General features: G+C 64.8%; 27 protein-coding genes and 1 tRNA gene. 2 read left to right on the top strand and 26 right to left on the bottom strand.

Features of this window, described 5'->3' with window-relative positions; genetic code table 11:
- The 22 genes from rplR to rpsL form a co-directional block, all read right to left on the bottom strand.
- Entirely contained in the window at positions 1–357 is a 357-nt protein-coding gene (gene rplR, locus GGR48_RS03435; protein ID WP_058733095.1) for a 50S ribosomal protein L18, read from the bottom strand.
- Complete coding sequence (gene rplF, locus GGR48_RS03430) at positions 357–890, bottom strand: 50S ribosomal protein L6 (RefSeq protein ID WP_183950454.1); 534 nt, start codon at positions 888–890, stop codon at positions 357–359. Before rplF ends, rplR begins: the two co-directional genes overlap by 1 nt.
- Positions 890–1285 (bottom strand): 30S ribosomal protein S8, encoded by a 396-nt coding sequence (rpsH, locus tag GGR48_RS03425; protein WP_037569377.1) that lies wholly within the window; start codon positions 1283–1285, stop codon positions 890–892. The genes rplF and rpsH overlap by 1 nt, the downstream gene beginning before the upstream one ends.
- Before the next feature lie 12 nt (positions 1286–1297).
- On the bottom strand, positions 1298–1603 hold the full coding sequence (rpsN, locus tag GGR48_RS03420) for a 30S ribosomal protein S14 (protein ID WP_007406083.1): 306 nt from the start codon (positions 1601–1603) through the stop codon (positions 1298–1300).
- 57 nt (positions 1604–1660) lie between these two features.
- The gene (gene rplE, locus GGR48_RS03415) at positions 1661–2242 is read right to left on the bottom strand and encodes a 50S ribosomal protein L5 (RefSeq protein WP_037569379.1); all 582 of its coding nucleotides are present in this window, start codon (positions 2240–2242) and stop codon (positions 1661–1663) included.
- Positions 2235–2552 carry a 50S ribosomal protein L24 gene (gene rplX, locus GGR48_RS03410; RefSeq protein ID WP_183950453.1) on the bottom strand — a complete coding sequence of 106 codons (318 nt, stop codon included), beginning with the start codon at positions 2550–2552 and terminating at the stop codon, positions 2235–2237. Before rplX ends, rplE begins: the two co-directional genes overlap by 8 nt.
- A complete protein-coding gene (gene rplN / locus GGR48_RS03405; RefSeq protein WP_007406105.1) occupies positions 2552–2920 on the bottom strand; it encodes a 50S ribosomal protein L14 in 369 nt (122 codons plus the stop codon). Before rplN ends, rplX begins: the two co-directional genes overlap by 1 nt.
- Before the next feature lie 232 nt (positions 2921–3152).
- A complete protein-coding gene (rpsQ, locus tag GGR48_RS03400; protein ID WP_183950452.1) occupies positions 3153–3425 on the bottom strand; it encodes a 30S ribosomal protein S17 in 273 nt (90 codons plus the stop codon).
- Positions 3426–3437: 12 nt separating this feature from the next.
- On the bottom strand, positions 3438–3638 hold the full coding sequence (gene rpmC / locus GGR48_RS03395; RefSeq protein ID WP_007406063.1) for a 50S ribosomal protein L29: 201 nt from the start codon (positions 3636–3638) through the stop codon (positions 3438–3440).
- On the bottom strand, positions 3638–4072 hold the full coding sequence (gene rplP, locus GGR48_RS03390; RefSeq protein WP_007406071.1) for a 50S ribosomal protein L16: 435 nt from the start codon (positions 4070–4072) through the stop codon (positions 3638–3640). The genes rpmC and rplP overlap by 1 nt, the downstream gene beginning before the upstream one ends.
- Before the next feature lie 12 nt (positions 4073–4084).
- A complete protein-coding gene (gene rpsC, locus GGR48_RS03385; RefSeq protein WP_007406047.1) occupies positions 4085–4795 on the bottom strand; it encodes a 30S ribosomal protein S3 in 711 nt (236 codons plus the stop codon).
- Positions 4795–5172, bottom strand: a complete 378-nt coding sequence (gene rplV / locus GGR48_RS03380) for a 50S ribosomal protein L22 (protein WP_007406087.1) — start codon at positions 5170–5172, stop codon at positions 4795–4797. Before rplV ends, rpsC begins: the two co-directional genes overlap by 1 nt.
- A complete protein-coding gene (gene rpsS / locus GGR48_RS03375) occupies positions 5172–5450 on the bottom strand; it encodes a 30S ribosomal protein S19 (protein ID WP_037569384.1) in 279 nt (92 codons plus the stop codon). Before rpsS ends, rplV begins: the two co-directional genes overlap by 1 nt.
- A gap of 6 nt (positions 5451–5456) precedes the next feature.
- The gene (gene rplB / locus GGR48_RS03370; protein ID WP_183950451.1) at positions 5457–6308 is read right to left on the bottom strand and encodes a 50S ribosomal protein L2; all 852 of its coding nucleotides are present in this window, start codon (positions 6306–6308) and stop codon (positions 5457–5459) included.
- Positions 6309–6312: 4 nt separating this feature from the next.
- Positions 6313–6624, bottom strand: coding sequence for a 50S ribosomal protein L23 (locus tag GGR48_RS03365; protein WP_042491181.1), 312 nt, complete (start codon positions 6622–6624; stop codon positions 6313–6315).
- Positions 6617–7243: a 50S ribosomal protein L4 gene (gene rplD, locus GGR48_RS03360; RefSeq protein ID WP_183950450.1), complete on the bottom strand. Its 627-nt coding sequence runs from the start codon at positions 7241–7243 to the stop codon at positions 6617–6619. Before rplD ends, GGR48_RS03365 begins: the two co-directional genes overlap by 8 nt.
- A gap of 3 nt (positions 7244–7246) precedes the next feature.
- Positions 7247–7981: a 50S ribosomal protein L3 gene (gene rplC, locus GGR48_RS03355; protein WP_056430750.1), complete on the bottom strand. Its 735-nt coding sequence runs from the start codon at positions 7979–7981 to the stop codon at positions 7247–7249.
- Positions 7982–8265: 284 nt separating this feature from the next.
- The gene (gene rpsJ / locus GGR48_RS03350) at positions 8266–8574 is read right to left on the bottom strand and encodes a 30S ribosomal protein S10 (RefSeq protein WP_007406109.1); all 309 of its coding nucleotides are present in this window, start codon (positions 8572–8574) and stop codon (positions 8266–8268) included.
- 613 nt (positions 8575–9187) lie between these two features.
- Positions 9188–10381, bottom strand: a complete 1194-nt coding sequence (gene tuf / locus GGR48_RS03345; RefSeq protein ID WP_183950625.1) for an elongation factor Tu — start codon at positions 10379–10381, stop codon at positions 9188–9190.
- A gap of 135 nt (positions 10382–10516) precedes the next feature.
- Complete coding sequence (fusA, locus tag GGR48_RS03340) at positions 10517–12592, bottom strand: elongation factor G (RefSeq protein ID WP_183950449.1); 2076 nt, start codon at positions 12590–12592, stop codon at positions 10517–10519.
- Between the two features lie 147 nt (positions 12593–12739).
- Positions 12740–13210 (bottom strand): 30S ribosomal protein S7, encoded by a 471-nt coding sequence (gene rpsG, locus GGR48_RS03335; protein WP_042491196.1) that lies wholly within the window; start codon positions 13208–13210, stop codon positions 12740–12742.
- A 66-nt stretch (positions 13211–13276) separates the two neighbouring features.
- Positions 13277–13648, bottom strand: coding sequence for a 30S ribosomal protein S12 (rpsL, locus tag GGR48_RS03330; RefSeq protein ID WP_007406072.1), 372 nt, complete (start codon positions 13646–13648; stop codon positions 13277–13279).
- 305 nt (positions 13649–13953) lie between these two features.
- Between rpsL and GGR48_RS03325 the strand changes: the two genes are divergently transcribed.
- Positions 13954–14029: transfer RNA gene (locus GGR48_RS03325), tRNA-Trp, on the top strand.
- A 188-nt stretch (positions 14030–14217) separates the two neighbouring features.
- Here the strand turns inward: GGR48_RS03325 and GGR48_RS03320 are convergent.
- The 4 genes from GGR48_RS03320 to GGR48_RS03305 all read right to left on the bottom strand — a co-directional run bounded on the left by GGR48_RS03320 (position 14218) and on the right by GGR48_RS03305 (position 17339).
- Complete coding sequence (locus GGR48_RS03320; RefSeq protein WP_183950448.1) at positions 14218–14538, bottom strand: hypothetical protein; 321 nt, start codon at positions 14536–14538, stop codon at positions 14218–14220.
- A gap of 124 nt (positions 14539–14662) precedes the next feature.
- Positions 14663–15340, bottom strand: a complete 678-nt coding sequence (locus GGR48_RS03315; RefSeq protein ID WP_183950447.1) for a cell cycle transcriptional regulator TrcR — start codon at positions 15338–15340, stop codon at positions 14663–14665.
- 168 nt (positions 15341–15508) lie between these two features.
- Complete coding sequence (locus tag GGR48_RS03310; protein ID WP_183950446.1) at positions 15509–16213, bottom strand: hypothetical protein; 705 nt, start codon at positions 16211–16213, stop codon at positions 15509–15511.
- Between the two features lie 106 nt (positions 16214–16319).
- Positions 16320–17339, bottom strand: a complete 1020-nt coding sequence (locus GGR48_RS03305) for an NAD(P)H-quinone oxidoreductase (protein ID WP_183950445.1) — start codon at positions 17337–17339, stop codon at positions 16320–16322.
- A gap of 99 nt (positions 17340–17438) precedes the next feature.
- On the opposite strand from GGR48_RS03305, the gene GGR48_RS03300 reads away from it, so the two are divergent.
- On the top strand, positions 17439–17633 hold the full coding sequence (locus tag GGR48_RS03300) for a DUF1192 domain-containing protein (protein ID WP_183950444.1): 195 nt from the start codon (positions 17439–17441) through the stop codon (positions 17631–17633).
- Positions 17634–17693 lie beyond the last annotated feature (60 nt).

The following is a 17693-nucleotide window of genomic DNA, read 5'->3' as shown; positions in this document are numbered from 1 at the left end:
TTAGAACTCCAATCCCGCTTCGCGTGCCGCCTCGGCCAGCGCCTTGACGCGACCGTGGAACAGGAAGCCGCCACGGTCGAAAACGACCTGCGTGACGCCGGCGGCCTTGGCCTTCTCGGCCACGCGCTTGCCGACTTCGGTCGCCGCTGCGACGTTCGCGCCCGACTGGCCGCGTGCGTCCTTTTCCAGCGTCGAAGCCGAAGCCACGGTACGACCTGCCTCGTCGTCGATCACCTGGGCATAGATGTGCTTGCCCGAGCGATGCACCGACAGGCGCGGACGGGTGCCCGCACGCGCACGCAGCGCGGTACGGTTGCGCCGACGGCGCTTCTCGAAAAGAGAGAGACCCTTGGTCATTACTTCTTCTTCCCTTCCTTGCGGAAGATGAACTCGCCGTCGTACTTGATGCCCTTGCCCTTATACGGCTCGGGCTTGCGCCAGCGGCGGATCTCGGCGGCCAGCTGGCCGACCTTCTGCTTGTCCGAACCGCTGATCTCGACGGTGGTGGCGTCCGGCGTCTTCACCTCGATGCCTTCCGGCACGTCGATGTTGACGTCATGGCTGTAGCCGAGCTGCAGCTTCAAGGTCTTGCCCTGCGCGGCGGCGCGGTAGCCGACGCCGGTGATGACCAGCTTCTTCGAGAAGCCTGCGGTCACGCCGGTGACGAGGTTCTGCACCATGGTGCGCTGCATGCCCCAGAACGCGCGAGCGCGCTTCGTGGCATTGGCAGGCTGCACCGCGATGGCGTCCGCCTGGACGTCATAGGTGATCTCGTCGGCGAGCGGCATGGACAGGGTGCCCTTGGGACCCTTCACGCTCAACACCTTGTCGGCGATGGTCGCGGTGACGCCGGCCGGAACCGGGACCGCCTTCTTACCGATGCGGCTCATCAGAACACCTCCGCCAGGACTTCGCCACCGACATTCTGCTCGCGCGCTTCGGCGTCCGACAGAACGCCACGCGGCGTCGACACGATGGTGATGCCCAGGCCGTTGCGAACGCGCGGAAGCTCCTGCGCGCCCGAATAGATACGGCGGCCGGGCTTGGACACGCGCGCGACATGCTTGATCGCGGGCTGGCCTTCGAAATACTTCAGCTCGATGCGGATGCCGGCCGCGGGGCCCATCTGCTCTTCGCTGTAGCCACGGATATAGCCTTCGCGCTGGAGCACGTCGAGCACGCGGGCGCGCAGCTTCGACGCAGGCGTCAGGACGGAGTCCTTGCGCGCGCGCTGGCCGTTACGGATGCGGGTGAGCAGGTCACCCAGGGGATCGGTCACTGCCATCTCAAATGGTCCTTACCAGCTCGACTTGGTGACGCCGGGGATCAGGCCCTTGTTGGCCAGATCACGCAACATGACGCGAGCGAGACGGAACTTGCGGTAATACGCACGCGGGCGGCCCGTGATCTCGCAACGGTTGCGGATGCGGGTCGGATTGCCGTTGCGGGGGATCTCGGCCATCTTCAGGCGCGCGATCAGACGTTCGGTCTCATCGAGGCTCTGGTCGTTCGCGATCGCCTTCAGCTTCGCGTACTTGCCGGCATACTTCTTGACGAGAAGACGACGCTTCTCGTTCTTGTTGATTGAACTCAGTTTCGCCATGGACTTAAGCTCTTTCTGTAAGGACCCCCTCCCCGGCGTGGAGAGGGGGCAGTCCGGTTACGCCGCCTTCTTCTCGTCGGCAGCGTCTTCCTTGGGGAACGGGAAGCCGAACAGACGCAGCAGCTCGCGCGCTTCGTCGTCGGTCTTCGCCGAGGTGGTCACGATCACATCCATGCCGCGCACCTTGTCGATGCGGTCATAGTTGATTTCGGGGAAGATGATCTGTTCCTTGATGCCGCAGGCATAGTTGCCGCGACCGTCGAAGGACTTCGGATTCAGGCCGCGGAAGTCGCGAACGCGCGGCAGCGCGATCGTGATGAAGCGGTCCAGGAATTCGTACATGCGCTCGCGACGCAGCGTGACCTTCACACCGATCGGCATGCCTTCACGCAGCTTGAACTGCGCGATCGACTTCTTCGCCTTGGTGATGACGGGCTTCTGACCCGCGATCAGCTCCATCTCGGAGGCGGCCTGGTCGACGCGCTTCTTGTCCTGCGTCGCTTCGCCCACGCCCATGTTGAGCACGATCTTCTCGATCCGGGGGATCTCGTTGACGTTCTTGTAACCGAACTTGTCGGTCATCGCCTTGATGATGCTATCGTCATAGATAGCCTTCATGCGGGGCTTGTAATCAGCCATCGATCTTCTCCCCGGTCTTGACGGCCACGCGGACCTTCTTGCCATCCTGCGTCTCGAAACGGACGCGGGTCGGCTTGCCATCGGCGGTCACGTGCGCAACCTTCGAGATGTGCAGCGGAGCGGCAACGCGCTCCAGGCCACCCTGCGGGTTCGCCTGGGTCGGCTTGCGGTGGCGGGTGGCGATGTTGACGCCGTCCACGACGACCTTGCCGTCCTTCGGCATCGCCAGCGACACGGTGCCGGTCTTGCCCTTGTCCTTGCCGGACAGGACGATGACCTTGTCACCCTTCTTGATGCGTGCAGCGGCCATTACAAAACCTCCGGCGCCAGCGAGATGATCTTCATGTGCTTCTTGCCGCGAAGCTCACGCACGACCGGGCCGAAGATACGGGTGCCGATCGGCTCCTCGTTCTTGTTGACCAGCACGGCGGCGTTACCGTCGAAACGGATCACCGAACCGTCGGCGCGACGGATGTCCTTGGCGGTACGCACGATCACCGCGCGGTGAACGTCGCCCTTCTTCACGCGGCCACGCGGCTGCGCTTCCTTGACGCTGACGACGATGATGTCGCCGACCGATGCGGTACGGCGCTTCGAGCCGCCCAGCACCTTGATGCACTGCACCCGCTTCGCGCCGCTGTTGTCAGCGACGTCGAGATTGGACTGCATCTGGATCATGGATCCGCTTCCTTCTCTCTTCTGGGGAGGATACCGACCCTACCCCGCCTTAAAAAACGACCCCCGGCGCAGAGGCATGCGCCAGGGGGAGAGGCCCCATAGCCACTCCTGATACGAAAGGCAAGCGAGTCGCTCGCCCCCTCGACCAATCCGCTCTGCACCCCGAGGGGTGGCTCTTCATTCCGAACCCCGCCCCTCCGTCAGGAGAAGCGGGGCGCGAAATGCAAAGGCTTTAGCCTTCGGCCGAGGCCCGCTCGGGCGTCGAGTGGGTGTTGACCCGCTCGATGACCTTCCAGGTCTTCAGCTTCGAGATCGGGGCGGTCTCTTCGATCCGCACCGTCTCACCGGCCTTGAACTCATTGCTCTCGTCGTGAGCATGATACTTCTTCGACCGACGGATGATCTTGCCGTAGAGGGGGTGCTTAACCTTCCGCTCCACATTGACGACGACCGTCTTGTCGGTCTTGTCCGAGACAATCACCCCGGTCAGCACGCGCTTCGGCATGTGTCTCGGTCCTTACTTGGCAGCCGCAGCGGTGCGCTGCGCCTGGATGGTCTTGATCCGCGCGATGTCGCGACGGACTTCCTTGACCCGGCTGGGCTTTTCGAGCTGGCTGGTGGCCGCCTGGAAGCGCAGGTTGAACTGCTCACGCTTCAGGTTGCCCAGCGCCTCGACGAGCTGGTCGTCGCTCTGGCCGGTATATTCAGTCTTGGCCATTACTCGCCTCCGAGGTGCGAGGTGTCGCCCAGGCGGGCAACGACCTTGGTCTTGATGGGCAGCTTCATCGCGGCGCGCTCGAACGCCTCGGCGGCCAGCGGGCCGTCGACGCCGTCGAGTTCGAACAGGATGCGACCCGGCTTCACGCGCGCGGCCCAGAATTCCGGCGAACCCTTACCCGAGCCCATGCGGACTTCGGCGGGCTTCGACGAGACGGGGACGTCCGGGAAGATGCGAATCCAGAGACGACCCTGGCGCTTGATGTGACGCGTGATCGCGCGGCGAGCCGCCTCGATCTGGCGAGCCGTGATACGCTCCGGCTCCATGGCCTTCAGGCCATAGGAACCGAAGTTCAGGCTGGTGCCGCCCTTCGCATCGCCGTGGATGCGGCCCTTGAAGGCCTTGCGGAACTTGGTGCGCTTTGGTTGCAGCATGGTTTATGTTCCTTAGCGGCGATGATCGTCGCGCGCCGGGCGCACGCCGGAGGTCTGAGCCTCCATCATCAGCCGGTCCTGCGCCATGGGATCATGGCCCAGGATCTCGCCCTTGAAGATCCACACCTTCACGCCGCACACGCCATAAGCGGTGTGCGCCTGCGCTTCGGCATAGTCGACGTTCGCACGCAGCGTGTGCAGCGGAACGCGGCCTTCACGATACCATTCGGTACGCGCGATTTCCGCGCCGCCCAGACGGCCGCCGCAGGTGATACGGATGCCCTCGGCGCCCAGACGGAGCGCGGACTGCACCGCACGCTTCATGGCGCGGCGGAACGCGATACGGCGCTCCAGCTGGTCGGCCACGCCCTGCGCGACGAGCTTGGCGTCGATCTCGGGCTTGCGGATTTCGACGATGTTCAGCGACACGTCGGACGAGGTCATCGAACCCAGCTTCTTGCGAAGCTTTTCGATGTCGGCGCCCTTCTTGCCGATGATCACGCCCGGACGCGCCGCGAAGATCGAAATGCGGCACAGCTTGGCCGGACGCTCGATGACGACCTTCGAGATCGCGGCCTGGGGCAGCGTCTTCATGATGTACTGGCGGATCTTCAGATCCTCCAGCAGCAGGCGGCCATAGTCATGGCCTTCGGCGAACCAGCGGCTGTCCCAGGTGCGGTTGATCTGGAGACGCAGGCCGATCGGATTGCTCTTCTGCCCCATTATGCTTCTTCCTGCTCGCGGACGACGATGCGGAGCCGCGAAAACGGCTTCAGGATGCGGGTGGACTTGCCACGGCCGCGCGTCGCGAAACGCTTCATGGTGATCGACTTGCCGACCGACGCCTCGGCGACGACGAGCGCGTCGACGTCGAGGTTGTGGTTGTTCTCGGCATTGGCGATCGCGGAGGCGAGCACCTTGCGCGCGTCGACGGCCATCGCCTTCGTCGAGAAGGCGAGGATGTTCATCGCGTCGCCGGCCTTCTTGCCGCGGATCAGGCCCGCGACCAGGTTCAGCTTCTGCGCCGAACCACGGATCTGCGTGCCGACCGACAGCGCTTCCTTCTCACCGACCTTGCGGGGGGATGCGGGCTTGGACATCAGCGCTTACCCTTCTTGTCGGCAGCGTGGCCGGGGAAGTAGCGCGTGGGCGCGAATTCACCGAGCTTCATGCCGACCATGTCCTCGTTCACCGAGACGGGAACGAACTTGCGACCATTGTAGACGTTGAAGGTCAGGCCGACGAACGACGGCAGGATGGTCGAGCGACGCGACCAGGTCTTGATCGGACCTGCGCGGTTGCCAGCATCCTGCGCCACTTCGGCCTTCTTCAGGAGATGGAGGTCCACGAAAGGACCCTTCCAAACGGAACGAGCCATTGCGTGTTAGCCCTTCTTCTTGGCGTGACGGCTACGGATGATCATCTTGTCCGTCGCCTTGTTGTGACGAGTGCGCGCACCCTTCGTCGGCTTGCCCCACGGGGTGACCGGATGACGGCCGCCCGAGGTCCGGCCTTCACCACCGCCGTGCGGGTGGTCGACCGGGTTCTTCGCGACACCACGGGTCAGCGGACGATGGCCCTTCCAACGGTTGCGGCCAGCCTTCGCCAGGTTGGTGTTGCCGTTGTCGGGATTCGACACCGCGCCGACGGTCGCCATGCAGTTCGCATGGATGTAGCGCTGCTCGCCCGAGTTCAGGCGGACGATGACCATGCCCTTGTCGCGGCCCACGACCTGCACATAGGTGCCGGCCGAACGTGCGATCTGACCGCCCTTGCCGGGCTTCATCTCGACGTTGTGGACGATGGTGCCGACCGGCATCTGGCCCAGCTCCATGGCGTTGCCCGGCTTCACGTCGGTCTTCTTGCCGGCGATGACCTTGTCACCAACGGCCAGACGCTGCGGCGCGATGATGTAGGCCAGGTTGTCCTTGCCCTCGGCATCGGCGCCGTAGTTGATCAGCGCGATGAAGGCGGTGCGGTTGGGATCATATTCGATCCGTTCCACAGTGCCCTCGACGTCCCACTGGCGACGCTTGAAGTCGATGAAGCGGTAACGCTGCTTGTGGCCGCCCGCGATACCGCGGCTGGTCACATGGCCGTTGTTGTTGCGGCCGCCGGTCTTGCGCTTGCCTTCGGTGAGCGCCTTGACGGGCGCGCCCTTCCAGAGCGCCGAGCGGTCGACGAGGATCAGGCCGCGGCGGGCCGGGCTCGTCGGGTTATAATGCTTGAGTGCCATCGGCTCAGATCCCCGTCGTCACGTCAATGGACTGACCGTCCTTGAGGGTGACGATCGCCTTCTTCATGTCCGAGCGCTGGTACGGAGCGCCCTTCCACTTCTTGGTCTTGCCCTTCTGGACGATGGTGTTCACGCCGGTGACGTTCACGTCGAACAGCGCTTCCACCGCCGCCTTGATCTCGGGCTTGGTAGCACCGGGGGCGACCTTGAACACCACGGCGTTGTGCTCGCTCAGGAGCGTCGCCTTCTCGGTGATGTGCGGCGCGACGATCACGTCGTAATGACGCGGATCGACCGCCTTCTGCTGCTTAGCCATTGAAACGGGCCTCCAGCTTTTCGACAGCCGAGCGCGTCAGCACCAGGGTGTCATGCTTCAGAATGTCGTAGACATTGGCGCCAGCGGCCGGAAGGACGTTGATTTCCTTCAGGTTGCCTGCGGCCAGTGCGAACGACGTCTCGACGGCGTCGCCATCGATGACCAGCGCGGTCTTGCCGAAGCCGAGCTTCACCAGATCGCCCTGCAGCGCCTTCGTCTTGTTACCCTCGACGGCCAGATCGTTCATCACGATCAGCGAACCCGCCTTGGCGTGGCTCGACAGCGCCATCTTCAGGCCCAGAGCGCGAACCTTCTTGTTCAGGCCCGGGTTGAAGTCGCGGACGCGGGCGCCGTGCGCCTTACCACCGCCGATGAAGACGGGGGCCCGACGATCGCCGTGACGAGCGACACCGCCGCCCTTCTGGCGACCGAGCTTCTTGCCCGAACGGGCGACATCGGCGCGCTCACGGGTGCCGCGCGCGGTGGCGCGACGCTTTTCCAGCTGCCAGGTCACAACGCGGTGCAGGATGTCGGCGCGCGGATCGAGGCCGAAGACCTCGTCGTTGAGCTCGATGTCCGCGGCGTCGGTGCCGGCGAAGGATTGAACCTTGACCTTCACGACTTAGCCCTCCTGGCTCTCGGTGGCTTCCGGAGCAGGCTCGGCAGAAGCGTTGTTGTTGGCGGCCGCCTTGATGCTGGCGGGGAACGGGGCGTCCGCGTGGCGCGAAACCTTGACCGCGTCCTTGACGATCAGCCAGCCACCCTTCGAGCCGGGCACCGAGCCCTTGACGAAGATCAGGCCGCGCTCGACGTCGGTCGACACGATTTCCAGATTCTGCTGCGTGCGGTTCTTGTCGCCCATGTGGCCGGCCATCTTCTTGTTCTTGAAGACGCGGCCCGGGTCCTGACGGTTACCGGTCGAACCATGCGAACGGTGCGAGACCGAGACGCCGTGGGTCGCGCGCAGACCACCGAAGTTCCAGCGCTTCATCGCACCGGCAAAGCCCTTACCCTGGGTACGACCCTGGATATCGACATACTGGCCGGGGACGAAATGGTCGGCGGAGATTTCCGCGCCGACGTCCAGCAGGCCGTCTTCGTTCACGCGGAACTCGACCAGCACCTGCTTAGGCTCGACTTCGGCCTTGCCGAAGTGGCCACGCTGCGGCTTGGCAACATTCTTGGTCTTGGCGACACCTGCACCAAGCTGGACGGCGGTGTAGCCGTCACGATCCATCTCGCGGCGAGCGACGACCTGTACGCCTTCAAGCGCCAGAACGGTGACCGGCACGTGCCGACCATCGTCCTGGAACAGGCGGGTCATCCCCAGCTTCTTCGCGATCACGCCGGTACGCATGATCCTGTTCCTTCCTCGACAGAGGCCCCCAAGAACCATTCAAGGGGGGCGTATCCAGCCCGGATAAAGCGAAGCGAGCCCCCGTCCCGGGCTGGCGACCGGCGGACCGGTCAGACGGGGGACGCTGCCCCGGCACCCTATCGCTTGCGCGACATCGCCGGGCGGTATCCCTTAAGAGTGCCGGATCGCGGGAGCGACCTCGGCGCGCTTCCCGGCAGCTTCAGGCCGGGGAAACGCCAAAATCCCGTGGGACGGTATCGTCGACCACGGGAACGCTGGCCCTCTTACGCCAGCTTGATCTCGACATCAACACCTGCGGCCAGGTCGAGCTTCATCAGCGCATCAACGGTCTGCGGGGTCGGCTGCACGATGTCCAGCATCCGCTTGTAGGTGCGGACCTCGAACTGCTCGCGCGACTTCTTGTCGATGTGCGGACCACGGTTGACCGTGAACTTCTCGATGCGCGTCGGAAGCGGGATCGGACCGCGGATAAGAGCGCCGGTGCGGCGCGCGGTGTCGGCGATGTCGCCGGTCGCCTGATCGAGCACGCGATGGTCGAACGCCTTCAGACGAATGCGGATATTGCTGTCCATGATCCCTACCGATGCGAAAGAGCGGGCTTTCGGCTCACGATCACGACGGCGGCAAGTGCGATCGGTCTGTCCGACCAGGCACTCGACCGTCCGCCGTGAAGGCGACCCTGGGCCGAAACAAACTCTGGGTTACGACAGGAGCGGCGAACCACCCTGCCCTCACTAAAAGCAAACGGCCGACTCCGGTGTTTCCGGTGCCAGCCGATTCCCTCAAGGCGTGTGCCTATACGCATATGCCGGGGGTGCCGCAAGGGGTGGGTGCGGGTTTTTGTTGGGAGGGGATGGAACCGACCGCAATCCGTACCACCGAGCTGTACAACACCGCCCCGCCTCCCCCGCCCCGTTCAGCCTGAGCGAAGTCGAAGGCCATGCTTTGGTCGTGCCGCCGGGCGAGCACTTCGACTTCGCTCAGTGCGAACGGAGGTCGTGCCTACCCCGTCATTGCGAGCGCAGCGAAGCAATCCAGAGCGTCTTGCCCGTGACGCTGGATTGCTTCGCTGCGCTCGCAATGACGGACGGGATTTATGGAGCGACGCCCATCCCGAACGAAAAAGGCCGACCCCGTCGCCGGGGCCGGCCCTTTCCTGTAGAGTTTCAGGCTTTCGCCCGAGACTTACTTGTCGATCGAGCTGACGACGCCCGCGCCGACGGTACGGCCGCCTTCACGGATCGTGAAGCGCTGACCGATGTCCATGGCGATCGGAGCGATCAGCTTCACGCCCAGAGCGACGTTGTCGCCCGGCATGACCATCTCGGTGCCCTCAGGCAGCTCGACGGTGCCGGTGACGTCGGTCGTGCGGAAGTAGAACTGCGGACGGTAGTTCGCGAAGAACGGGGTGTGACGGCCGCCTTCTTCCTTCGACAGGACGTACACTTCCGACTGGAAGTCGGTGTGCGGGGTGATCGAACCCGGCTTGGCCAGAACCTGACCACGCTCGACCTCGTCACGGGCAACGCCACGGATCAGCGCGCCGATGTTGTCGCCGGCCTGGCCCGAGTCGAGCAGCTTGCGGAACATTTCGACGCCCGTGACCGTGGTCTTGCGGGTGTCGTTGATGCCGACGATCTCGACTTCTTCACCAACCTTGATGATGCCGGTTTCGACACGGCCGGTGACGACGGTGCCGCGACCCGAGATCGAGAACACGTCTTCGATCGGCATCATGAACGGCTTGTCGAGCGGACGCTCCGGCTGCGGGATGTATTCGTCGACCTGCTTCATCAGCTCGAGAACGGCATCCTTGCCGAACTTGTCGTTCGAACCCGACAGCGCGCAAGTCGCCGAACCCTTGACGACGGGGATGTCGTCGCCCGGGAATTCGTACGAGCTGAGCAGCTCGCGGATTTCCAGCTCGACCAGCTCGAGGATTTCCTCGTCGTCGACCAGGTCGACCTTGTTCATGAACACGACCATCGCGGGCACGCCGACCTGACGGGCGAGCAGGATGTGCTCACGGGTCTGCGGCATCGGGCCGTCGGTCGACGACACGACCAGGATCGCGCCGTCCATCTGCGCCGCGCCGGTGATCATGTTCTTCACATAGTCGGCGTGGCCCGGGCAGTCGACGTGCGCATAGTGGCGCGATTCGGTCTCATACTCGACGTGCGCGGTCGAGATGGTGATGCCGCGCTCACGCTCTTCCGGAGCCTTGTCGATGTTCGCGAAGTCCACCGCCGCGTTGCCGGCGACGTTGTCGGCCAGAACCTTGGTAATCGCTGCGGTCAGCGAGGTCTTGCCGTGGTCGACGTGGCCGATGGTGCCGATGTTGAGGTGCGGCTTGTTCCGCTCGAATTTTGCCTTTGCCATTTTCCTACCTTCTGAATCGAATTCGGTGCCGCATCCGAGGCCACGCGAACGCGGCCCCATAGCGGGTGTTTGAAGCGATTGCCAGCCCCTAGCGTCGTCGCGCCCCCAGTTGCCCCGAGGGCGCGACGGACGCGATTAGGCCATCTTCGCCTTGACCTCGTCCGCAACATTCTGCGGCACTTCGTCATAGTGCGAGAACTGCATCGAGTACTGCGCACGACCCTGGGTGAACGAGCGGAGCGCGTTCACATAGCCGAACATGTTCGCCAGCGGGACCATCGCCTCGACCGTCTGCGCGTTGCCACGCGTGTCGGTGCCCTGGATCTGGCCACGACGGCTGTTCATGTCGCCGATGACGTCGCCCAGATAGTCTTCCGGGGTCACGACTTCGACCTTCATGACCGGCTCGAGCAGCGTGATGCCCGACTTCTGGGCCGCTTCGCGCATCGCGCCGCGGGCACAGATTTCGAACGCCAGCGCCGACGAGTCGACGTCGTGGTACGCGCCGTCATACAGCAGGACTTCGAAGTCGATGATCGGGAAGCCGACCAGCGAACCGGTTTCCGCGGTTTCACGGAAGCCCTTCTCGATCGCGGGGATATATTCCTTCGGAATGTTACCGCCCTTGATCTCGTCCTTGAAGACGAAGCCCGAACCTCGCTCGCCCGGGGTCAGCTTGACCTTGACGCGGCCGAACTGGCCGGTGCCGCCCGACTGCTTCTTGTGCGTGTAGTCGATGTCGACCGGCTTCTTGAGGTATTCGCGATACGCCACCTGCGGCGCACCGACATTCGCCTCGACCTTGAACTCGCGCTTCATGCGGTCGACCAGGATCTCGAGATGGAGCTCGCCCATGCCCTTGATGATGGTCTGACCCGACTCGGCGTCCGAGGTCACGCGGAACGAGGGGTCCTCGCGAGCGAGACGATTGAGCGCGACGCCCATCTTCTCCTGGTCGGCCTTGGTCTTGGGCTCCACCGACAGCTCGATCACGGGCTCGGGGAATTCCATACGCTCGAGGATGATCGGGGCGTTCTGCGCGCAGAGCGTGTCACCCGTGGTGGTATCCTTGAGGCCCGCCAGCGCGACGATGTCGCCGGCATAGGCTTCCTGGATGTCCTCACGGCTGTTCGCATGCATGAGCAGCATGCGGCCGATCTTTTCCTTCTTGTCCTTGACCGAGTTCAGGACCTGCGACGAGGTCTCGAGCTTGCCCGAATAGATGCGGGCGAAGGTCAGCGAACCGACGAACGGGTCGTTCATGATCTTGAACGCCAGCGCCGAGAAGGGCTCGGTGTCCGACGAAGGACGCTCGTCCGGCGTCTCGCCATCGAGCTTCACGCCCTTGATGGCCGGAACGTCGAGCGGCGACGGCAGATAGTCGATGACCGCGTCGAGCAGGGGCTGCACGCCCTTGTTCTTGAACGCCGAACCGCAGACCACGGGGACGAACGCCATTTCCAGCGTGCCCTTGCGGATCAGCTTCTTCAGCTCGTCCACCGACGGCTCGTTGCCCTCGAGGTACGATTCCATCGCGGCGTCGTCCTGCTCGACAGCCATTTCGATCAGGTCGCTGCGGTACTTGGCGGCCTTCTCGGCCAGTTCCTCAGGGATGTCCTGATATTCGAACTTGGCGCCCAGCGACTCTTCGAGCCAGATGATCGCGCGGTTGTGGACCAGGTCGACCAGGCCCTTGAAGCCGCCCTCGATGCCGATCGGCAGGTACAGGACCGCCGGACGCGCGCCGAGACGCTCGATGATCGAGTTCACGCAGAAATAGAAGTCGGCGCCGGTGCGGTCGAGCTTGTTGACGAAGCACATGCGCGGCACGCCGTACTTGTCGGCCTGACGCCACACGGTTTCCGACTGCGGCTCAACACCCGCCACGCCGTCGAAGCAGGCGACCGCGCCGTCGAGCACGCGGAGCGAACGCTCCACTTCGATGGTGAAGTCGACGTGCCCGGGGGTGTCGATGATGTTGATGCGGTTGTCGTTCCAGAAACAGGTCGTCGCGGCCGACGTGATCGTGATGCCGCGCTCCTGCTCCTGCTCCATCCAGTCCATGGTGGCGGTGCCTTCGTGCACTTCGCCGATCTTGTAGGACTTGCCGGTGTAATAAAGAATGCGCTCGGTCGTGGTCGTCTTGCCGGCATCGATGTGCGCCATGATGCCGATGTTGCGATACTTCTCGAGCGGATGGCTGCGGGCCATGATCGATCTTCCTCAAGCGTAGGGGGGAGCCGGTTGGCCCGGCTCCCCCTTATATAGGCTGTTTGCGTGACCAGCGGAAGACCGCCGGCACCGCACCCTGAAAAGGTTGCGGCAGACCGGAAATAAATCCGGTCCGCCGCAAGGCCCTTACCAGCGGTAGTGCGAGAAGGCGCGATTCGCTTCCGCCATGCGGTGCGTATCTTCGCGCTTCTTGACCGCGTTGCCGCGGTTGTTCGCGGCGTCCATCAGTTCACCCGACAGACGGGCGGCCATCGTGTTCTCCGAACGGGCGCGCGACGCGCCGATCAGCCAACGGATGGCCAGAGCCTGGGCGCGCTCCGGACGGACTTCGACCGGAACCTGGTAGGTCGCACCGCCGACGCGGCGCGAACGGACTTCGATGCCCGGCTTGATGTTGTTCAGCGCATCGTGGAACACGCCGATCGGATCGCGCTTGGCGCGCGTCTCGACGGTTTCCAGAGCACCGTAAACGATGGCTTCGGCCACGGACTTCTTACCGTCCAGCATGACCGAATTCATGAACTTCGACAGGACCTCATCTCCGAACTTGGGGTCCGGCAGAATTTCCCGCTTTTCGGGACGACGACGACGAGCCATTCTCGTATTTCCTTACAAAACTTCAGCCTTTGATGGTCGAGGAGCCTCAATTGAGGCCCGACCGGCTTACTTCGGACGCTTCGCGCCGTACTTCGAGCGGGACTGCTTGCGATCCTTCACGCCCTGCGTGTCGAGAACGCCGCGCAGCACGTGGTAGCGCACGCCGGGAAGGTCGCGCACACGGCCGCCGCGGATGAGCACCACCGAGTGCTCCTGCAGGTTGTGGCCTTCGCCCGGGATGTACGAGATGACTTCGCGGCTGTTGGTCAGACGGACCTTGGCCACCTTGCGAAGCGCCGAGTTCGGCTTCTTCGGGGTCGTCGTGTAGACACGGGTGCAAACGCCGCGCTTCTGCGGGTTCTGCTCCATTGCAGGGACCTTGGACTTGGCCTTCTGCAGTTCGCGGCCCTTGCGGACCAGCTGGTTGATCGTCGGCATTGAAGCCTTCACCTTTCCATGAGGTTACTTTGCTGGAGCCATCACAGCACTTCGGAATACAAAAAGGGGCCATCATGGCTTTCGCCCGGCCCTATTCGCATCCAGCAATGTTCAAGCTTGCCCGACGGATAAGTCCCGAATCTCGAGAAATCGCCTTCGTGCAGCGGCGGCCTATACGCGGGAGTCGGTCGGGGGTCAATGTCGGGACGACTTCAGGTCCGGGTGGGCGTTTTCGTCCGCATTGCGAAAATCGCATATTGGCTCTTGCCTCGCCCCGCCAGTCGGGCTAGTGGCGGCCGCCTCGCAGGAGTGTAGCTCAGTTGGTAGAGCATCGGTCTCCAAAACCGAGGGCCCACGGTTCGAGTCCGTGCACTCCTGCCACTTTTCATGACATCGATGGATTGAGCGGCGCCGCTGTTGCGGTGGGTGTTCCGCGTGCATCCTCCCCGGTACGGGGAGGTGGCAGACCGCAGGTCTGACGGAGGGGGGCTTCCGCATGGGAGGTCCCTGGCGGCACGCCCCCTCCACCATGCTGCGCATGGTCCCCCTCCCCGTGCCGGGGAGGATTGTCAGTTCACCGGCCGTGGCCCGACACCAGGCGGAGTGGCGGGATCGACCTCGTCGATCTCATCGCCGCGATTGCCGCCGCCGGCCCCTGCCCCGCTGCCATGCACTTCACCCGTCTTCGGATCGACCGAGGCGCGCTTGCCATTGTCGTCGGGCAGGCTGGCTTCCGCATTGCCGCCGCTATCGACGGATGGTTTGGTCGTCACGCTGCCGGCCGGCTCGGCGCGGCCCAGTGCGGCTTCGTCATCGCGGTGATAGCCTTGACCGCTATAGCCCTTGTCGCGGTCGAAAGGCTGGGACGGGCGTTTTTCCACTTCGGACATGGGGCAGTCTCCTTCGCCCCCGTCAACGGAGCGCGGGAGACGCCGTTCCCGACAAACGAAAAGGGCGCCCACCGGATCGGTGGACGCCCCCTTGATCGCGACGGCCGGGCCGAAGCCCCGCCGATCAGCTGCGGAACAGCGAGTGCGGATCGATGATGTCGCTGCCATGGCTGGCGCTGTCGGCATCGCGGCTCTGCTGTTCGCGCTCGGCGCGCAGCGAGGCGAGCAGCGCTTCGCGGTCGCCCTCCAGGCGGGTGTCAGTCGGCTGCGCCTCGGCATTGCCGCCGGTCGCCTTCGCCGCCTTGGCCACCGCCGAGTCCAGCTCGCGCTGGGTGGTCAGGCCCAGCGTCACCGGGTCCTTCGGCGTGATGTTGGCGATGTTCCAGTGGCTGCGGTCACGGATCGCGGCGATCGTCGTGCGGGTCGTGCCGATCAGGTTCGAGATCGCGCCGTCCGAAATTTCCGGGTGATTGCGGATGATCCAGGCGATGCCATCGGGCTTGTCCTGCCGCTTGCTGACCGGCGTGTAGCGCGGCCCCTTGGTACGGCGGACCTGCTCGGGGCCCTTGGTCATCTTCATGCGATAATCGGGATTGGCCTGCGCCTTCTCGATCTCGCTCTGCGTCACTTCGTGCGCGCGGACCGGATCGCGACCGGTTAGCTTGGTCGCCGCCGTGTCGTCGGCGATCGCCTGCACTTCCAGGATATGAAGGCCGCAGAAATCCGCAATCTGCTCGAAGGAGAGCGAGGTGTTGTCGACCAGCCAGGAAGCGGTCGCATGGGGCATGAGCGGCTGGGCCACGGGGATCACTCCAGTCGGAAAATAAAAGGGCCGCCCCTCATCGGAGCGGCCGTAGCGGCGGCAAACCTAATGCGACCCGCTCCCAAGAGCAAGGTGCGGTGCCACAAAGTCTTGGAAACCGGCCGCAGGGCCGCCAGCCCATTTCGGTAGCCCGCCAAAGGCCGCTGGTCAATTGTCGTCGTCGAATCGGCCGAAGGGCAGCAGCCGCGACGCCAGTTTGCGGGTCGCCTGGACATCGCCGGCGCGCAGCGGGGTCAGGATCGCGACGGCGCCGCGCTGCAGGATACGGTCGATCGGCGTCACGACATCGGCCTTCGCCGCCGCCTCGGCCAGGGCACGTCCGCGCGGGTCACGCGGATCGAGTTCCAGCCGCAACAGCGCGGAGAGTGCCGGGAACAGCGCGCGATCGCCACCCAGCGCGACCGCCCGGTCGAGCGAAGCGAACCCCACCGCTCGCTGCGCGCCGACCGCCGCGCGCCCGACGATCGTACCCAGCTTCTTGACCGCGCCGATATGCCAGGCGCCCAGCGCCAGCTGCGCCTCGGCATCACGGGGATTTTGCGCGACCATCGCCTCGAACTGGTGCCGCGCGCTGATCGCATCGGCGCGATTGCCGGTCAGCTTGGCACGGTAGCCCAGCGCGGTCGCGCGCATTAGTTGCGCTTCGTGATCGTCGGGCTTGCGCGCCAGCGTCGCACCCGCCGCGGCATAGGCGGCGGTGACCCGGCGCAGCGCGCTCGCCTCATCGCCGTCGGAGAAGGACGCCTGGGTCAGGATGTCGCGTGCCGATTGCGCCGCCGCCGGCATGGAGCCCAGCCCCGCGATCATCGCCGCGACCATGATCGGAATCACCCGGCGATAACGCTGCTTCATTCAACCATGCCCCCGGACGTCCCTTATCGGATCAGCCCGGCAAAACGGCCGATCCGGCCTTTCGGTCCATCGCAGGCCACAAAGGATTGTTCAAGCCTATGTTAAGTCAGCCGGCCTGCGCCTCGCGGACGACCAGCACGATCTTGCCCAGGTGATCGCCGCCCTCCATCCGTTCATGCGCCTTGGCGGCCTCGGCCAGTGGGAAAGTCTTGTCGATCAGCGGGCGCAAACGCCCCTCCTCGACATGCGGCCAGACGATGCGGGCGATCTCGTCGGCGACCATCGCCTTGAACGCCCGGTCGCGCCCGCGCAGCGTCGAGCCGGTCAGGATCAGGCGCCGGCGCATGATCTCCCAGATCGGCACCTCGGCCTTGGGCCCACGCTGCACCGCGATCGAGACGTGTCGCCCCTCCTCGGCCAGGCATTGCAGATTGCGCGGCAGATAGTCGCCGCCCACCATGTCGAGGACGATGTCGACGCCCCTGCCCTCGGTGAAGGCCTTGACCCCCTCGACGAAATCCTGGGCCCGGTAGTTGATCGCCTTGGCCGCGCCCAGCTTTTCGGCCGCCGCGCATTTCTCGTCCGATCCGGCTGTCACGATCACCCGCAAGCCGAACAGCTTGCCGAGCATGATCGCCATCGTCCCGATGCCGCTGGTGCCGCCATGGACCAGCAGCGTCTCGCCATCGCGTGCATAGGCACGCTCGAACACATTGGTCCACACGGTGAACAGCGTCTCGGGCAAAGCCGCCGCCTGCACCATCGACAGGCCCGGCGGCACCGACAGGCAATGTTCGGCATCGGCCAGCGCATATTCGGCATAGCCGCCGCCCGAGATCAGCGCGCAGACCGGCTGGCCCAGCATCTCCGCGCCGACATCGTCGCCGACCGCGACGATCTCGCCGGCGATCTCCAGTCCGGGGATCGAGGGCGCGCCGGGCGGCGGCGGATACAGGCCCTGGCGCTGCATGACGTCGGGCCGGTTGACGCCCGCCGCCGCGACGCGGATCAGCACTTCGCCCTTGCCCGGCCGGGGCACCGCGCGGGTGGTCGGGACCAGCACCTCGGGACCGCCGGCGGCGTCCGGATCGATCGCGACCATCGTCTCGGGGACCTGCCCCGTCATTCCGCCATCCGCCTGCATTACGCTGCTCCCCCGTTCGTCCAGGCTTTCTCGCACCTGTTATTGACATCGGCGGCGGTCGGGTCAACGCTGCATCCCATTATGGAACAGGACGACTCCCCGCTCCGCATTCCCGACAGCCTGACCGCGCTGGTCCAGGCCGATCTCGAACCGCTCTCGCTCGCCGAGCTGGAGACGCGAATCGCGGTGCTGGAACAGGAGATCGGACGCACCCGCCGCCATATGGAACGCGCCGCGCTCCACCGCGCCAGCGCCGACGCGCTCTTCAAGCGGTGAGGCAGCCGGGCCTCCGCGCGTACCCCTTCGCCGGCCCGGCCCGATCCGTCTCGCACCTGC

The sequence above is a fragment of the Sphingomonas pseudosanguinis genome, assembly GCF_014196255.1.
Lineage (GTDB): Bacteria > Pseudomonadota > Alphaproteobacteria > Sphingomonadales > Sphingomonadaceae > Sphingomonas > Sphingomonas pseudosanguinis.
This window is presented reverse-complemented; position numbering and strand designations above follow the sequence as displayed.

Coding starts and splice junctions, on each gene's coding strand:
- rplR (WP_058733095.1), bottom strand. CDS start 357: ATGACCAAGGGTCTCTCTCTTTTCGAGAAGCGCCGTCGGCGCAACCGT.
- rplF (WP_183950454.1), bottom strand. CDS start 890: ATGAGCCGCATCGGTAAGAAGGCGGTCCCGGTTCCGGCCGGCGTCACC.
- rpsH (WP_037569377.1), bottom strand. CDS start 1,285: ATGGCAGTGACCGATCCCCTGGGTGACCTGCTCACCCGCATCCGTAAC.
- rpsN (WP_007406083.1), bottom strand. CDS start 1,603: ATGGCGAAACTGAGTTCAATCAACAAGAACGAGAAGCGTCGTCTTCTC.
- rplE (WP_037569379.1), bottom strand. CDS start 2,242: ATGGCTGATTACAAGCCCCGCATGAAGGCTATCTATGACGATAGCATC.
- rplX (WP_183950453.1), bottom strand. CDS start 2,552: ATGGCCGCTGCACGCATCAAGAAGGGTGACAAGGTCATCGTCCTGTCC.
- rplN (WP_007406105.1), bottom strand. CDS start 2,920: ATGATCCAGATGCAGTCCAATCTCGACGTCGCTGACAACAGCGGCGCG.
- rpsQ (WP_183950452.1), bottom strand. CDS start 3,425: ATGCCGAAGCGCGTGCTGACCGGGGTGATTGTCTCGGACAAGACCGAC.
- rpmC (WP_007406063.1), bottom strand. CDS start 3,638: ATGGCCAAGACTGAATATACCGGCCAGAGCGACGACCAGCTCGTCGAG.
- rplP (WP_007406071.1), bottom strand. CDS start 4,072: ATGCTGCAACCAAAGCGCACCAAGTTCCGCAAGGCCTTCAAGGGCCGC.
- rpsC (WP_007406047.1), bottom strand. CDS start 4,795: ATGGGGCAGAAGAGCAATCCGATCGGCCTGCGTCTCCAGATCAACCGC.
- rplV (WP_007406087.1), bottom strand. CDS start 5,172: ATGTCCAAGCCCGCATCCCCCCGCAAGGTCGGTGAGAAGGAAGCGCTG.
- rpsS (WP_037569384.1), bottom strand. CDS start 5,450: ATGGCTCGTTCCGTTTGGAAGGGTCCTTTCGTGGACCTCCATCTCCTG.
- rplB (WP_183950451.1), bottom strand. CDS start 6,308: ATGGCACTCAAGCATTATAACCCGACGAGCCCGGCCCGCCGCGGCCTG.
- GGR48_RS03365 (WP_042491181.1), bottom strand. CDS start 6,624: ATGGCTAAGCAGCAGAAGGCGGTCGATCCGCGTCATTACGACGTGATC.
- rplC (WP_056430750.1), bottom strand. CDS start 7,981: ATGCGTACCGGCGTGATCGCGAAGAAGCTGGGGATGACCCGCCTGTTC.
- rpsJ (WP_007406109.1), bottom strand. CDS start 8,574: ATGGACAGCAATATCCGCATTCGTCTGAAGGCGTTCGACCATCGCGTG.
- tuf (WP_183950625.1), bottom strand. CDS start 10,381: ATGGCAAAGGCAAAATTCGAGCGGAACAAGCCGCACCTCAACATCGGC.
- fusA (WP_183950449.1), bottom strand. CDS start 12,592: ATGGCCCGCAGCCATCCGCTCGAGAAGTATCGCAACATCGGCATCATG.
- rpsG (WP_042491196.1), bottom strand. CDS start 13,210: ATGGCTCGTCGTCGTCGTCCCGAAAAGCGGGAAATTCTGCCGGACCCC.
- rpsL (WP_007406072.1), bottom strand. CDS start 13,648: ATGCCGACGATCAACCAGCTGGTCCGCAAGGGCCGCGAACTGCAGAAG.
- GGR48_RS03320 (WP_183950448.1), bottom strand. CDS start 14,538: ATGTCCGAAGTGGAAAAACGCCCGTCCCAGCCTTTCGACCGCGACAAG.
- GGR48_RS03310 (WP_183950446.1), bottom strand. CDS start 16,213: ATGAAGCAGCGTTATCGCCGGGTGATTCCGATCATGGTCGCGGCGATG.
- GGR48_RS03305 (WP_183950445.1), bottom strand. CDS start 17,339: ATGACGGGGCAGGTCCCCGAGACGATGGTCGCGATCGATCCGGACGCC.
- GGR48_RS03300 (WP_183950444.1), top strand. CDS start 17,439: ATGGAACAGGACGACTCCCCGCTCCGCATTCCCGACAGCCTGACCGCG.